Here is a 14,495-nt window from a genome sequence, read left to right as displayed (position 1 = left end):
GGGTATGAGCGCGGTATTGCGCATGACCCCGCCGAGGTGCAGGCATCCATCAGCACGCTGGATGGTCAACCCGACGAAGACGGTGGCACTGACCACGCTGGACTCAAGCATGGTCCGTGCGATCACTGCTGTCATGGGACGGCGCATTACGTCGGGTTTCCCCCGGATGCTGTTATTGCATTCCCGCAATTTACTTCCACTACGCCCACCTCGTGGTTGACCACCTGTTACTCCCGCGACACAGAACCTCCTCTTCCACCTCCCAATATCTAAGTCTCTCTCGATCCGTTGCTATAACGCCTCGCGCGTATGCGAGCGCGTGACTTTGATCTGTCGAATGGAGACTTGGATTTCATGTACACACTGCGAATGCCGTGGCCGGTTCGGCTGCTGGGCATATTTCTGACACTGGTTGCTGCGACCGCCGTTGCGGCGCAAAACAATCCCATCACAACATCGGTTACGCCGGCGCTGCGGCAATTGCTTAGCGAGACGCTGGAGCAGAGCCCCGGCGTGCAGGCCGCGCGTGCCGCGGTCGAAGCCGCCGAGGCCCGCGCCCGAGGCGCGGACCAGCCGCTCTACAACCCGGAACTGGAGCTGGATGCCGAGCAGGCCGAGACCCGTACCGGAACCCTGGGCTTGAGCCAGACCATCGATTGGGCCGACAAACGCGGTGCGCGTACCGCAGTGGCGAGTGCCGAGCTCGATAATGCGCGGGCGGAGTATACGGCCGTGCGCCAACAACTGGCTGGCGAGCTGCTCGCGGCACTGGGGCGCTTTCACACCGCCACAGACATTCAGCGCTTGGCGCAGCAACGCCAGGACCTGATGCAACGTTTTCAGGATCTGGCGGAACAGCGTCGCCAGGCCGGCGACATCAATCAAGTCGAGCTGGACCTGGCCCGACTCGCGCGCACCCAGGCTACGCTCCAACTCTCCCAAGCGGCCTCGGATCTGGCCGAGGCGGAGCAGGCCCTCGCCGCGATCACCGGCAACCCGCGCCGGGACTGGCCGCTGTTACCGGGTGATCTGCCTATTTTGCAAACGGTCGACGCAGACACGCTGCTCAGAGACTTGCCGGTATTGCGCGCCCAACAGGCGCGGGTCGGTGCCGCCCGGTCCACCGTTACCTTACGCAGCCGTGAGCGCCGGCCCGATCCGACGATTGGTGTGCGTGCCGGACAGGAACGTGCCTTCCGCAACGGCAACGACGACGCCTATGGCGTCACCGGTCTCACCTTGAGCATTCCCTTATATGTCCGCAACAACTTTAGCGCCGAGGTGGCGGCCGCCGGTGCCGAGCAGACGCAAGCCGAACAGTCCCTGCAGGACGCCTATCGCCGGGCGCGGGCACAGTTATTGTCCGCCGCCGAGCGCTATCGGCTGGCTCGCGGCGCCTGGGCGGTATGGCAAGCCAGCGGCCAGGCCAGCCTCGGCAGCCAGGTGACGCTGCTGGAACGCATCTGGCGGGCCGGCGAGATGAGTACCGCCGATTACCTGGTACAGCTGAATCAAACCCTCGATACACGCACCACTGCCCTGGAGGCGCAGGGACACCTGTGGACGGCCTGGGCCGACTGGCTGATGGCCAGCGGCCAGATGGATGCCTGGCTTGGCGGCGCCGATGTGCGTTGAATCTTAAGCTTTCACACACGAATTCTGGAGATACAAAACATGAAGACAACAATCACACAGGCACTGTTGTTGTGCCTCACTCTTGTGGGTCCGGGTTTGCCGGCTTCTGTCGCACTGGCTGAGCAGGGCCACGAACAGGAAGGCAGCCATAAAGAGGCGGACGGCCACGAGGAAGAGGGCGCCTTGAAGATGTCGGCGGCCGAACGCGAAGCGCAAGGCATCCGGACTGCGAAAGTCGAGTCGCGCGCACTGGCCGGCGCCGTCACCGCCCCCGGCGAGGTGCGCATGAACGCCTATGCCTCGGCCCAGGTGACGCCGCGTATCAGCGCCCAGGTGGTGGCGCGTCATGCGCGACTTGGTGAACAGGTCGCGAAGGATCAACCGCTGGTGACTCTCTCCAGCGTCGCCATGGCCGAGGCCCAGGGCGCATTGATCGAGGCCGACCGGGAATGGCAGCGTGTCCGCAAGTTGGGTCGCGAGGTGGTGTCCGAGCAGCGCTATGTGGCGGCGCAAGTGGCGCGCCAGCGTGCGTACGCCACGGTGCGCGCCTACGGTATGTCCGATGCGCACGTCGAGCGCCTGCTGGCCGATAGCGATGCCTCGCGCGCCACCGGCGCTTTCGACCTGTTGAGTCCGCAGGCCGGGACCGTGATCCGTGACGACTTCGTCGCCGGTGAGGTGGTCGAACCGGGGCGGGTGCTATTCGAGGTGAGCGACGAGTCGCGGCTGTGGGTCGAAGCGCGGCTGTCGCCGGAGCAGGTCGGTGGCGTTCGCGTCGGCACACTCGCGCGCGTAAGCCGCGATGGGAAACAGTGGCTCGACGGCAAGGCAGTGCAGCTGCACCACCGGCTCGATGAAGGTACCCGCACCCAGGGCGTGCGTATTGAGGTGGCCAACCTTGGGGATGCATTGCATCCCGGCGAGTATGTGGATGTGAGTGTGCAGACCGCTCCGATCGAGGCACGTATAGCGGTACCGAAAGACGCCGTGCTGCTGATGCAGGGCGCGCCCACGGTGTTCAAGCTGGAGGGCGATGAGCTGCATCCGCAGCCGGTGGAGACCGGTATGACCCGTGGTGGCTTCACCGAGATCAAGGCCGGGCTTGCCAGCGGCGACGAGATCGTCACCCAGGGCGCCTTCCTGCTCAAATCGCTCACGCTCAAGTCACAGATGGGCGAAGGCCACGGACATTAAAGGGATGCCGGCATGTTAAACAAACTCGTGGAGGCGTCCTTACGCTACAAGTTTCTGGTGATCATCATCTTCCTGGTGATCGGTTTTCTCGGCTGGCGGGCGGTGACAACGATACCGATCGATGCCTTTCCGGATGTCACACCGGTGCAGGTCAATATTTATACCGAATCGCCTGGCCTCGCCGCGGAGGACGTGGAGCAGCTGCTCACCTTCCCGGTGGAATCCGGTATGGCGGGCCTGCCCGGCGTGACCGAGATCCGTTCGGTGAGCCTGTTCGGCCTGTCATACGTCTCGATCTACTTCGAGGACGACATGGACATCTACTTCGCGCGCCGGCTGGTAATGGAGCGCCTGCAGGAGGTGGGCGATCGCATTCCCGCGGGTTATGGCACGCCGGAGATGGGCCCGAATTCCTCGGGCCTCGGTCAGGTCTTTTGGTACACCGTTGAGCGGGCCGACGAAAAGCTCAACGGCGGTTTGACCGACATGGACCTGCGTACGATCCAGGACTGGACCGTGCGCCTGATCCTGCGCACCGCGCCCGGTGTCGATGATGTCATGTCATGGGGCGGTCAGGAGCGCCAGTTTCAGGTGGTGATCGACCCGCTGCGGCTGATCAAATACGGCCTCAGTTACACCGACGTGATGACCGTGATCGAGGCCAACAATCGCCAGGTCGGCGGCCAGTACGTCAACCTCGGCCCCGAGCAATATCTGGTGCGCGGCCTGGGGCTGGTGGCCAACGAGCGCGACATCGGCAACATCATGCTCAAGGCCGTGGACGGCACGCCGGTGTACCTGCGTGACGTGGCGACCATCGAGCAGGCGCCGAGTCTGCGCTTCGGCGCGGTGACCCGCGACGGCAAGGAGGTGGTGCTGGGTATGGCACTATCGCGCATCGGCACCAATGCCGCGGACGTGGTCGACGCCGTGAAAGAGAAGGTCAACATCGCCGCCTCGGCCCTGCCCGACGGTGTCAAGATCAAGCCGGTGTACGAACGCACCGAGCTGGTGGAAAAGGCGGTCGCGACTGCTGAACGTGCGCTGATCGAGGGCTCCATCCTGGTGGCCATCGTGCTGTTCCTGTTTCTTGGCGAGCTGCGTTCGGCGCTGGTGGTGATCGCCGCGCTGCCCATGGCCATGCTCATCGCCTTCATCTTCATGGGCGAGGCGGGGTTGTCGGCCAACCTGATGTCGCTGGCGGGGCTGGCCATCGGCATCGGCATGATGGTGGACGGCGCGGTGGTGATGACCGAGAACGCCTTCCGCATCATGGCCGAGTGGCGCGAGAAGGGGGAAAAGGTCAACCGCACCGCAGCGGTGCTGACGGCGGCGCGCGAGGTGGCCAATCCGATTGCGTTCGCCATCCTGATCATCATCGTGGTGTTCCTGCCGCTGTTCAGCCTGCAGGGGCTGGAGGGCAAGCTGTTCAAACCCATGGCCTTCAATATCAGCTTCGCCATGGCGGGCTCGCTGTTGCTCACGCTGACGCTGATCCCGGTGCTGGCGGCGATCATCCTCAAGCCCAAGGAGGAACGCGATACCCTCCTGGTGCGCTGGATCAAGCGCGGTTACCTACCGCTGCTCGCCTGGTCGCTGACCAACAAGAAGACGGTGGTGGTCAGTGCCGTGGTCCTGCTGGTCGCCAGCCTGGCACTGTTTCCATTGCTGGGCAAGGAGTTCATGCCGCAGCTGCAGGAGGGCTCCATCATGTGGCGGGTGACCTCGATCCCGTCCACCTCGCTGGAAGAGTCCATCGAGATATCGAAGAAGATCGAACGAGCGCTGAGTGAGTTTCCGGAAGTCGAAACCACCATTGCCATGATCGGTCGTGCCGAGAAGGGCGAGACCGCCGATGTGAACTACATGGAGATCTACACCGGGCTCAAACCCAAGGAAGAGCGGGAACGCTCGGTCGAGGAACTGGCCGAGGCCATGCGCGAAAAGCTGGAGGTAACGGTGCCGACGGCCGTGGTCGCCTTCACCCAGCCGATCCAGATGCGTGTGGAAGAACTGATCTCCGGGGTGCGAGCCACACTGGCCGCCAAGCTGTATGGCGAGGACCTGGGTGAACTCGATCGGCTGAGCGTGCAGATCAAGAACGCACTGACCAAGGTGCCGGGCGTGGCCGACCTGTCGCTGGAGGCCAATCTCGGCAAGCCCCAGATCCGCATCCAGGTGGACCGAGAGGCATTGGCCCGCTACGGCCTCAATGCCGACGACGTCCTGACCGTCGTAAGAACAGGCATCGGTAACCAGCCCGTGTCCACCCTGATCGACGGGGTGAAGCGCTTCGACATCACCGCGCGCATCCAGGATGCATCCAAGGCGTCCGTGGAGGCGATCCGCGACATCCCGCTGCGCACCGCCGCTGGCGCCATCGTGCCGCTTGGCAAGGTGGCCGAGGTGACCACGGCGGAGGGCTACTCCTTCGTGCGCCGCGAGCAGTTGCAGCGCTATGCGGTGATCCAGATGGACGTGCGCGGTCGTGATGTAGATGGTTTTGTGAAAGACGCCAACGCGGCCATCGAGCAGCAGGTGAAATTACCGCCCGGCTACTGGATCGAGTGGGGTGGGGCGTTCGAGAACCAGCAGCGCGCATTGACACGCCTGTCGATCATCGTGCCATTGACCATCTTCTTCATCTTCGTGTTGCTGTACACCGCGTTCAACTCGGTGAAGTACGCAACGCTGATCATCGCCAACGTGCCCTTCGCGACGATCGGCGGACTGGTGGCGCTGTTCATCAGTGGCCAGTATCTGTCGGTGCCCTCGGCGATCGGCTTCATCGCGGTATTCGGCGTGGCGATGCTGAACGGCATCGTATTGGTGTCGTTTATCAACGAGCTGCGCGAGAAGGGCCTGAGCGTCGCCGAGGCGGTACGCCGCGGCTGCGAGCTCAGGCTGCGGCCGGTGCTGATGACGGCGAGTGTGGCCATCCTCGGTCTGATCCCGATGCTGCTGTCGTCTGGCGTTGGCGCCGAGACCCAGCGGCCGCTGGCCTCGGTGGTGGTGGGTGGGCTCATCACCTCAACCTTGCTGACGCTGGTTCTGTTACCCGTTATTTACGAATGGCTCGAATCCAGAAAGGAGAAACACACATGAAAGAGATCAAGGCCTTCATCCACCGCAACCGCGCCGCCGACGTGATCCGAGCCCTGAAAGGAGCGGGTTACGGCAACCTCTCGGTGGTGGACGTCAAGGGCATGCTGGCGGCGCTCGATGAACGGGAGCGCGACTACTCCATCGAACTGGGCGAGGAGACCATCACCGAGGTCAAGCTGGAGCTGGTGTGTGAGGATGAGCGCGTCGACGCAGCGGTACAGCTGATCCGGGAGAACGGCCGCACCGGCCAACCCGAGGCGGGCTGGATCTACATCAGCGAGGTGATTCGCAGCCATGTTATCGATGAAGCACAGGAGGAAACGCCATGATCGCAAAATGGGGCCGTCGTCTAGCTATTTTGGCCACCCTCTTCATTACCGGATGCGCCACGACGGGTAGGGATCTCGTCCGTGACAATACCGTGCAGATCGAAAAGGTATCTTCAAGGTGGGCGACCGTCAGGTCCGTCAATGTTGTCCAGGAGGACGGCGAAGTCACGCTGCGCGGTGAGGTGGTGCGCTGGCCCCCTGTCCGGGGTTCTATTCCGGGGCATATCGATCTGCAGGTGATCGGCCCTGATGGTGAAATAGTGAAAGAAGCCGTTATCGAATATCACCGACGCAGCGTCAAAGCGAGATACGCAACATTTCACACCACGTTAAAACCAGCGACTGCTGCGGGCAGCACGATACGCGTGACGCACGATACCCGCGCTGTTTTCTCATGTAAGCAGCTCCATTGTGAATGACCCTAGTGACATATGAGTAAAGAGAGCCACCAAGACAGAGAGAGATTTCAATGCCGCATTGGCGGCATGGACTGCCCCGATTGCGCTGCCAAGGTCGAGAAAGTGGTGGGCGAGTTACCGGGAGTGACTGAAGTGCATGTGGACTTCGCCAGCGAGACCTTGTCGGCGCAGGTGTTCTCAACTGAAAACGTAAACAGGATACGTGACACCGTACGTACACTGGGTTATGGCGTCGTCGAGGGTGCCGCACGGGTCACGAGCGTGTTGCGTGTTGAAGGCATGGACTGTGCGGAAGAAACAGCGCTGGTGGAAAAGGCGTTAACCGGATTGCGTGGGCTGGAGCGATTCGAGGTCAACCTGATGACTGAGCGCCTGACCGTGGTCCATGACAATAGCACCTTGCCGGTGGGGCATCTGATCGCCGCCCTGGACAGTGTAGGTCTCAAGGCGGCGCCATTCGGTGAATCGAGAGAGGTGGCCGGTCTCTGGCAGCGTCATGGCCGACTGGTCTCAACACTCACAGCGGGTGTATTAACCGCCATTGGCTTGGTGCTGCATTTCATCCAGCCCGCCAGTCCGTGGGAAAAGTTGGTGTACGCGTTGGCCATCCTGAGCGGCGGCTGGTTCATTGCCCGTAAAGGCGTCGCAGCCGCGCGCCATGGCGCACTGGATATGAATTTTCTGATGAGTGTCGCCGTGGTCGGCGCACTATTCATCGATGCGTGGGACGAGGCAGCCATGGTGGTGTTCCTGTTCGCGCTCGCCCAGGTGCTGGAAGGCCGAGCCATGGACCGTGCCCGGCATGCGGTGCGGTCACTGATGGAACTGGCGCCGCCCGTGGCGCGAGTATTGCGTGAAGGCAAGGAGGTCACCGTTGCAGTGGACGAGGTCCGGATCGATGAGGTGTTCCGATTGCGTCCTGGCGAGAAGGTGCCGCTAGATGGTGAGATTATGGTGGGACATTCCGCCATTAACCAGGCCCCCATCACCGGTGAGTCCGTGCCAGTGGATAAGGCACCGGGGGACAGCGTTTACGCGGGGTCTATCAACGGTGAAGGCAGCCTCGATGTGCGGGTGACGCATAAGGCGGCCGACACAACCCTGGCACACATCATTCATTTGATCGAAGAAGCACAAGCGGCGCGCGCACCCTCCCAGGCCTTTGTCGACCGCTTTGCACGGATCTATACGCCGATCGTGCTGCTGCTGGCGGCCCTGATCACCTTTCTGCCGCCATTGCTGTTCGGCCAGCCTTTCGGTGATTGGTTCTATCGCGCCCTGGTGCTATTGGTCATCGCCTGTCCCTGCGCCCTGGTGATCTCCACCCCGGTGGCCATCGTTTCCGGTCTCGCCCGCGGTGCCCGTGCGGGTGTGTTGATCAAGGGCGGGGTACACCTGGAGAATATCGGGCATCTAAAGGCGCTAGCCATCGACAAGACCGGCACGCTCACGGAAGCCCGGCCGCGTGTACGGCATGTTGAAGCGATCAATGCGACTGCCGAGAAGGATCTTGTTCGCATTGCGGCCGGTCTGGAATCCCGCTCCGAGCATCCCCTGGCGCAAGCCATACGTGAGCATGCTCAATCAATGGAGGTACAAACCGAACCGGTCGAAAATTTCCAGGCTCTGACCGGACGAGGTGTTCGGGGGCGTGTCCAGGGGCAGGATTATCTGTTGGGCAATCACCGGCTATTCGAAGAACGGGGTTTGTGCACGCCTGAAGTCGAGGCCGTACTGGATCGGCACGAGGCCGAGGGAGAAACCGTGGTCATCCTGGGCGATCAGAACAAGATCATGGGTTTCATCGCTATCGCTGACAAGGTACGACCGGAAGCGAAAAGCAGTCTGCAACGCATACGTCGTTCTGGCATTCAACACATCGTGATGTTAACCGGCGACAACCGGCGCACCGCACAGACCATTGCCGGGGAGCTGGGAATCGACGAAGCCAAATCCGAGCTACTGCCCGAGGACAAGGTGCAAGCCGTCAAGGACCTCATTGCGCGATACGCAAGGGTTGGTATGGTCGGTGACGGCGTCAACGATGCACCTTCGATGGCTGCGGCGACCATAGGTATCGCCATGGGCGCGGCAGGATCGGACGCTGCTCTGGAAACGGCGGACCTGGTATTGATGAGCGACGACCTCAGCCGGTTGCCGTTTGCCATTCGCTTGTCTCGATCGACATTGCGTGCGATCCAGGAGAACATCACCATTGCGTTAGGACTCAAAGCGATCTTTCTCGTGCTGGCTGTTCTTGGGCAGGCGACGTTGTGGATGGCCGTGTTCGCCGATATGGGCGCGAGTCTGATTGTTATTGCCAACAGCTTGCGTTTGCTCAGGATAACTGACCGCTGACGCGAGCCGTGCTACTCCCTGGTGGTCCTCCGGCATTGTTGCGTAACGATCTTCTCGATGCGTTGCAACGCTGGATAGGCGCCGTAACGTGCCTCGAATTTTTCCCTCACTGGGCCGAGTCTATCTTGCAGGGCGGCCATGGTCTCTTGTGCCAGATTACGTAGAAATTGCGGTCGCACATCGCAATTCCTTGCCGAGATGGGCGACAAGACGCAGATCGCCACGGTCGCTCTGGCAGCTCACTACGGTGCCCCGCTCACGGTGGTTGTGGGAACGACGCTGGGGATGTTGATCGCCGATGTGCCGGCCATCTTTGTCGGTGATAAGTTGGCGGCGCGGATTCCGATGAAGTTGGTGCATACGGTGGTAGCCGCGCTGTTTGCGTTACTCGGTGCGGCGACCTTATTGGGAGCAGGCACCGGGCTTGGTGTGTGATGTCTCGCTGGCTATCGGGCGAGTCCAATTGGAGTATCGACAAGTGCGAGTGGCGTGTTAGCGGCGCTCATGATACCCTACCCCCCTATACCATATGAGGTAAGCGGGGTTATGAGCCACACCGTCCGCCAGAAGTCCAAGCTATTGGGCCGCGTGCGCCGCATCCGGGGCCAGGTCGAGGCCCTGGAACGGGCGCTTGAGGCCGAAAAGGGCTGCGCCGAAGTACTGCATCAGATTGCCGCCGTGCGTGGCGCGATCAATGGATTGATGGCGGAGGTGCTGGAGGATCACGTCAGAACGCACATCGCCGATCCGGCGATCGCCAGTGACGCGGAGCGCAGTCAAGGTGCCGACGAGTTGATACACGTGCTTCGCGCATACCTCAAGTAACAACAGTACCGCCCCGAACGAGTGGTCTTGTTCGGAGTGCTACGATCGCCGGATTCCCGAGGAGATACACCATGCATACCGAGAACCTGTCCACCTGGACGCACGACCACGTCTTCGATGCCAGCAGCGAGGCGGCAGAACGCAGCACGCGTATCGTAATGTGGATCACCGCGGTAATGATGGTGGTCGAAATCGCCGCCGGTTGGTGGTTCAACTCGATGGCGCTGCTCGCCGACGGTTGGCACATGAGTTCCCATGCCCTGGCCATCGGTCTTTCGGCGATGGCCTATGCGACGGCGCGTCGCTACGCCAAGGACCCGCGCTTCGCCTTCGGCACCTGGAAGATCGAGGTACTGGGCGGCTTCGCCAGTGCCATTTTCCTGCTGGGTGTGGCGGCGATGATGGTGATCGGATCAGCGGAACGCATCGTCTCGCCCCAGCCGATCCAGTACCAGGAAGCGATCGTGATCGCCGTGCTGGGGTTGGTCGTCAATGTCGTCTGCGCGATGATACTCGGTAAGGCCCATCATCATGATCATGGGCATTCCCATGGTCACGATCACCACCATGATCATGATCATGACCATCACCACGATCTGAATCTCAAGTCGGCTTACCTGCACGTTATCGCCGATGCGGCGACCTCGGTGCTCGCCATCGTGGCGCTCGTCGGCGGATGGATCTATGGCTGGTCCTGGCTCGACCCGATGATGGGTATCGTCGGCGCGGTGTTGGTTGCGGTGTGGGCCAAGGGACTGATCGCCGACACCAGCAAGGTGCTGCTGGACCGTGAGATGGATCACCCGGTGGTCGATGAAATCCGCGAGGTGATCGAAACGGACAGTGATACCGGGCATACGCGCATCACGGATCTGCATGTCTGGCGCGTGGGCAAGAAGGTGTACTCCTGTGCCATGACGCTCGTCACCCACGACGCGACACTGACGCCCGCCGTTGTCCGGGAGCGGCTTTCGGTGCATGAGGAAATTGCACACTCGACCATCGAGGTACATTACTGCCCTGATGTACTTGCTCAGCCAGTTTCCGCCTAAGAGTTGAGAGTTTCTTCAATCCGCACCGCAGGCGGGGTCGGATATAGAAACGAACCATCTATCGCTTCGCTATCCGTCGGCACTGTGTGGTGACGACCTGCTCGATGCGTTGCAGCGCTGGATAGGAGCCGTAGTGCGATTCAAATTCTTCCCGTACCGGGCCGAGCTTTTCTTGCAAAGCGGCCACCGTTTCACGCACCAGGTTATCCAGGAATTGCGGCCGTACATCACATTGCTTGGCGAGCGCTTCCCAGTGGGCGGGCGTGATCACACTGGGATTGCGTTCTCCGCCGACATCGAAGGCAAGATGGTAGTCGATGCGTTCGATGGCGCGTGTGCACACCAGGTCATAGAACGGTGCCAGGCGGGTTGCGTCATCAGGCAAATGCAACAGGGAGAGGTTCTTGGCGTGGCCATCTGAGTTGCCCGCGAGCACATTGAAAATCTGCCAGCGCAACAGGTGTTGCACATCGATGGCCGGCTCGCTGGAGGCCTCCTGCACCAGGCGGTAACACTGCGCGAAGGATGGTCCACCGTGTTCCTGATATTTCTTCTCGTGCCCGTAACCCAGGGCCTGGCAGAAATCCTCCTGGTGCAATCGCTGCACCTCGCCACTGTCATCCCAAAGCCGATCATAGCGCGCAATCTGTGCATACCGGGTTTTTCCAATGGACCGCAAACTGATATCGACCACCGGCAGGCCGATGGCCGCGGCCAGTTGTATGGTGAAGGTCTCGTAGGCGGGCAGATGACGGTAGTCGGCCAGCTCGAACTTCAGGATGTGACTGGAAGGTGCTTCGCCCTGCGGCAGAAAATACTGATCGTCGCGCACCAGTACCGGGCACTTGTCCTGGGCGCCAGCGAGCGACAATCGCGGGCGCTCGTCCGCCGGCCAGACAGCGTAGATCTGTCCGCGGCGCGCCGCCAGTTCGGCCAAGTCCTTCTCCGTCAACGGACGGTACTGCCGCTGGCCCGATGGTTGCCGGTCCACGGGTAGAATCGACAGCGCGCCGGCACACTCGCCGCCGATGGCGCGCAGCAGGTCGAAATCCGTATTCGGCAGTTTGAGGTCGCGGACGATGTGTTCGCGCACCGCCCCCTCAGGCAACAGATTGGCGAACCAGCGCTGGGCGGTGCCTTCCTCAGGGGCGAACTCCCGGGCCGCCAGCGGTAGCGAGCGGGACACGGCGAAGCCGCCACCGGCGATCCACGCGGGATCGTAGCGAAATCCGATGGCCCCGATCGTATTACGCCAGAGCTGACCGACCAGGCTTTGCTCATGCCAGACGTTGAGGATGTCGGGGTCGCTCATGGGGTCTCCTCACGGGTCTTGCCGGTACGGTGAGTCGGCGTCGCCCGCCCGCGTGGTTGGATGATGACCTCCAGGCCTAAGGTGCGCAGCGCCTTCAAGACCTTGCCGATCTCGGCCGTCTCCTTGCCCCGTTCAAACTCCGATAGGAAGCGCGTGCTCAGGTTACCGAGCCCGGAGACCGTTTCCAGGGTCAGGCGCCGGTGCTTGCGATGGGCACGCGCCAAGCGGCCGAGTTCCTCGGCCGTCTGGACCGCGCCGTAAATATTGTCTTCCTCTGTCATGGCCGCACCTCTAAAAAGATACCGTACGGTAAAAAATAACAGCTCGATCGGCCGATGGCAAGAAATAGTTACCGTACGTGATAAAACAGGCGTGCAAGCGGCCTATATCCAAAAAATATCACGTACGGTACAAACCAGGGTGAGTATCACCGGCTGCCTGTCACGGGTGGTTACACTGTAACCGGCCGCTCCGTTAGCTATTGGCTGTTCCCGATCCTCAGCCCGAACGATCGAAAATCGGGCTGTCCACAGAGTCCACAGGCCTTGCCCGCCACGGCGTAGCGAGCCTCTCACTCGCGCAGCCAAGGGCGGGGCCGCCGTCAGCGGCGCCTGTGGGCCCCTGTGGTCAGGCGTTCTGTTCTGAAAGCCAGCGCCGACCGTCATTTTCAAGCGGCATGACAGGCGAGAGCCTGGCGGGTCGCTTGTTGTGTGGCGAAGCGCCCTCGTCACTAGCGAGCGTAGCGGGGTAGTGACGAGGGCGGCGGTCCCGGGAATGACGCGGGCTTGCGATCGAATTTCGGGATTACGGCGGGATGATGTGTTCGTATACTGCCGCCCTCGAAACGATTTTAACCGTGGCCACTGCGGGTACAGTGGCAAACAAGCGCATCCGGACCATGTAACGCGCTGCGGCTAAACGCCGTTGGTCCATCTTCCAGCCAACTCGGACCGCAAGGTCCGCCCTTCACGTAGGCGCAAGCCTGTTTTTACTCAACGAGCCGAGACGGTCGCGCTCTGGTGATCCAACACCAGGCGATCCCGTCGACGTTCATTTTCCATAAACCCGCGGACTAAGTCCGCTCAATTGAAAGGAGGTGATGTCATGAAACCACACTGAGAAAACGCCCGAGAACGGGCAGGTTGGCCAGCGCCGGGCCATTACCCAAAAGGGAGAACCGGCGTTGCCTGAGACCAGGCACATTCAGGTCGTATGGGAGTGGTGTCCCTGACCGTTTCGCGCAAGCGAGCCCAGTTAGCTACGGCTGCCGGGTGGTCATAAACACTTACCAGATAGAGATTACACCGTGAGAGATCTGAACTACCAACTCAAACAACTCTGCCATCGCAACCGTGACGGCAGCTATGCAACACAAGCGAAGCGCATGCATCACTTGATGCTCATCGCAAACCAGTTAGATGCATTGGGTTTTCGTGGCATGAACGCGCGCACATTGAAACCGAAACATGTCGAGGCTCTGGTCAAGGATTGGCTGGCGCAGCAACTCAGCGTCGGCACGATCAAGAACCGGATGGCGGTCTTGCGCTGGTGGGCGCAGAAGGTGGACAAGCAGAACGTCGTGGCCCGATCGAATGACCATTACGGGATTCCGGATCGGCAGTTCGTGACCAATGGGTCGAAAGCAAAATCGCTGGGCGCGCCGGACCTGGACAAGATCCGCGATCCCTATGTGCGGATGAGCCTCGAATTGCAGCAGGCCTTCGGCCTGCGCCGTGAGGAGGCGATCAAGTTCAGTCCCGGTTACGCCGACCGTGGTGACCACATCACGCTGAAAGCCAGTTGGACCAAAGGCGGCAAGGAGCGCGACGTACCGGTGCGCAACGATGAACAGCGCGCCGTATTGGATCGCGCGCGCCGGCTTGCCGCCGGCGGTTCCCTCATTCCGACCGATCGGAATTATGTACAACAGCTTCGCGCCTACGAACGGCACACCGCCAATGCCGGGCTCTCGAAAATGCACGGTTTGCGTCACGCGTATGCGCAGCGACGTTACGAAGAGCTGGCAGGATGGAAGGCGCCGGCCGCCGGCGGGCCGGTGACACGGTCGCTGAGCCCCGGGCAGAAAGTGATAGACCGGCACGCGCGGCAGACGATCAGTCGGGAACTTGGGCATGAGCGCGAACAGATCACGTCCGTCTACCTGGGCCGCTGACAACGCATTGATAAAGCGCGCTCGTCGGTGAATCGATTTCCCGTTTCACGCCTTGGGGCAAGGCGCAATCATACGGGCTCCATAACAAATGAG

The 14,495-nt window shown here is 61.4% G+C and carries 11 protein-coding genes and 1 pseudogene; 10 read left to right on the top strand and 2 right to left on the bottom strand.

The genetic code is table 11. The annotated features are described in order from the left end of the window. Positions 1-309: 309 nt before the first annotated feature. The 9 genes and pseudogenes from R3F42_13030 to dmeF all read left to right on the top strand — a co-directional run bounded on the left by R3F42_13030 (position 310) and on the right by dmeF (position 10,917). Positions 310-1,635, top strand: a complete 1,326-nt coding sequence (locus R3F42_13030) for a TolC family protein (protein MEZ5542945.1) — start codon at positions 310-312, stop codon at positions 1,633-1,635. Between the two features lie 39 nt (positions 1,636-1,674). After that, entirely contained in the window at positions 1,675-2,829 is a 1,155-nt protein-coding gene (locus R3F42_13025; protein MEZ5542944.1) for an efflux RND transporter periplasmic adaptor subunit, read from the top strand. A gap of 12 nt (positions 2,830-2,841) precedes the next feature. Beyond that, positions 2,842-5,934, top strand: coding sequence for a CusA/CzcA family heavy metal efflux RND transporter (locus R3F42_13020; GenBank protein ID MEZ5542943.1), 3,093 nt, complete (start codon positions 2,842-2,844; stop codon positions 5,932-5,934). Further along, positions 5,931-6,263, top strand: a complete 333-nt coding sequence (locus R3F42_13015; protein ID MEZ5542942.1) for a P-II family nitrogen regulator — start codon at positions 5,931-5,933, stop codon at positions 6,261-6,263. Before R3F42_13020 ends, R3F42_13015 begins: the two co-directional genes overlap by 4 nt. Then, entirely contained in the window at positions 6,260-6,682 is a 423-nt protein-coding gene (locus R3F42_13010) for a hypothetical protein (protein ID MEZ5542941.1), read from the top strand. The genes R3F42_13015 and R3F42_13010 overlap by 4 nt, the downstream gene beginning before the upstream one ends. Before the next feature lie 12 nt (positions 6,683-6,694). Next, on the top strand, positions 6,695-9,040 hold the full coding sequence (locus tag R3F42_13005; GenBank protein ID MEZ5542940.1) for a heavy metal translocating P-type ATPase: 2,346 nt from the start codon (positions 6,695-6,697) through the stop codon (positions 9,038-9,040). 186 nt (positions 9,041-9,226) lie between these two features. Continuing rightward, positions 9,227-9,475: pseudogene (locus R3F42_13000) on the top strand (TMEM165/GDT1 family protein). 111 nt (positions 9,476-9,586) lie between these two features. Continuing rightward, positions 9,587-9,865 (top strand): metal/formaldehyde-sensitive transcriptional repressor, encoded by a 279-nt coding sequence (locus tag R3F42_12995; protein ID MEZ5542939.1) that lies wholly within the window; start codon positions 9,587-9,589, stop codon positions 9,863-9,865. Between the two features lie 71 nt (positions 9,866-9,936). Then, complete coding sequence (gene dmeF, locus R3F42_12990; protein ID MEZ5542938.1) at positions 9,937-10,917, top strand: CDF family Co(II)/Ni(II) efflux transporter DmeF; 981 nt, start codon at positions 9,937-9,939, stop codon at positions 10,915-10,917. Between the two features lie 58 nt (positions 10,918-10,975). On the opposite strand, the gene R3F42_12985 is transcribed toward dmeF, so the two are convergent. Both R3F42_12985 and R3F42_12980 read right to left on the bottom strand, forming a co-directional pair. Further along, positions 10,976-12,229 carry a type II toxin-antitoxin system HipA family toxin gene (locus tag R3F42_12985; protein MEZ5542937.1) on the bottom strand — a complete coding sequence of 418 codons (1,254 nt, stop codon included), beginning with the start codon at positions 12,227-12,229 and terminating at the stop codon, positions 10,976-10,978. Then, positions 12,226-12,510, bottom strand: a complete 285-nt coding sequence (locus tag R3F42_12980) for a transcriptional regulator (GenBank protein MEZ5542936.1) — start codon at positions 12,508-12,510, stop codon at positions 12,226-12,228. Before R3F42_12980 ends, R3F42_12985 begins: the two co-directional genes overlap by 4 nt. Before the next feature lie 1,025 nt (positions 12,511-13,535). Between R3F42_12980 and R3F42_12975 the strand changes: the two genes are divergently transcribed. Continuing rightward, complete coding sequence (locus R3F42_12975) at positions 13,536-14,402, top strand: phage integrase N-terminal domain-containing protein (GenBank protein ID MEZ5542935.1); 867 nt, start codon at positions 13,536-13,538, stop codon at positions 14,400-14,402. Positions 14,403-14,495: the final 93 nt, after the last annotated feature.

The organism is Pseudomonadota bacterium (assembly GCA_041395565.1).
GTDB lineage: Bacteria > Pseudomonadota > Gammaproteobacteria > UBA9214 > UBA9214 > UBA9214.
The sequence above is the reverse complement of the archived record's forward strand: the minus strand, read 5'-3'. Positions and strand labels throughout refer to the sequence as shown.

Coding starts and splice junctions, on each gene's coding strand:
- R3F42_13030 (MEZ5542945.1), top strand. CDS start 310: ATGCGAGCGCGTGACTTTGATCTGTCGAATGGAGACTTGGATTTCATG.
- R3F42_13025 (MEZ5542944.1), top strand. CDS start 1,675: ATGAAGACAACAATCACACAGGCACTGTTGTTGTGCCTCACTCTTGTG.
- R3F42_13020 (MEZ5542943.1), top strand. CDS start 2,842: ATGTTAAACAAACTCGTGGAGGCGTCCTTACGCTACAAGTTTCTGGTG.
- R3F42_13015 (MEZ5542942.1), top strand. CDS start 5,931: ATGAAAGAGATCAAGGCCTTCATCCACCGCAACCGCGCCGCCGACGTG.
- R3F42_13010 (MEZ5542941.1), top strand. CDS start 6,260: ATGATCGCAAAATGGGGCCGTCGTCTAGCTATTTTGGCCACCCTCTTC.
- R3F42_13005 (MEZ5542940.1), top strand. CDS start 6,695: ATGAGTAAAGAGAGCCACCAAGACAGAGAGAGATTTCAATGCCGCATT.
- R3F42_12995 (MEZ5542939.1), top strand. CDS start 9,587: ATGAGCCACACCGTCCGCCAGAAGTCCAAGCTATTGGGCCGCGTGCGC.
- dmeF (MEZ5542938.1), top strand. CDS start 9,937: ATGCATACCGAGAACCTGTCCACCTGGACGCACGACCACGTCTTCGAT.
- R3F42_12985 (MEZ5542937.1), bottom strand. CDS start 12,229: ATGAGCGACCCCGACATCCTCAACGTCTGGCATGAGCAAAGCCTGGTC.
- R3F42_12980 (MEZ5542936.1), bottom strand. CDS start 12,510: ATGACAGAGGAAGACAATATTTACGGCGCGGTCCAGACGGCCGAGGAA.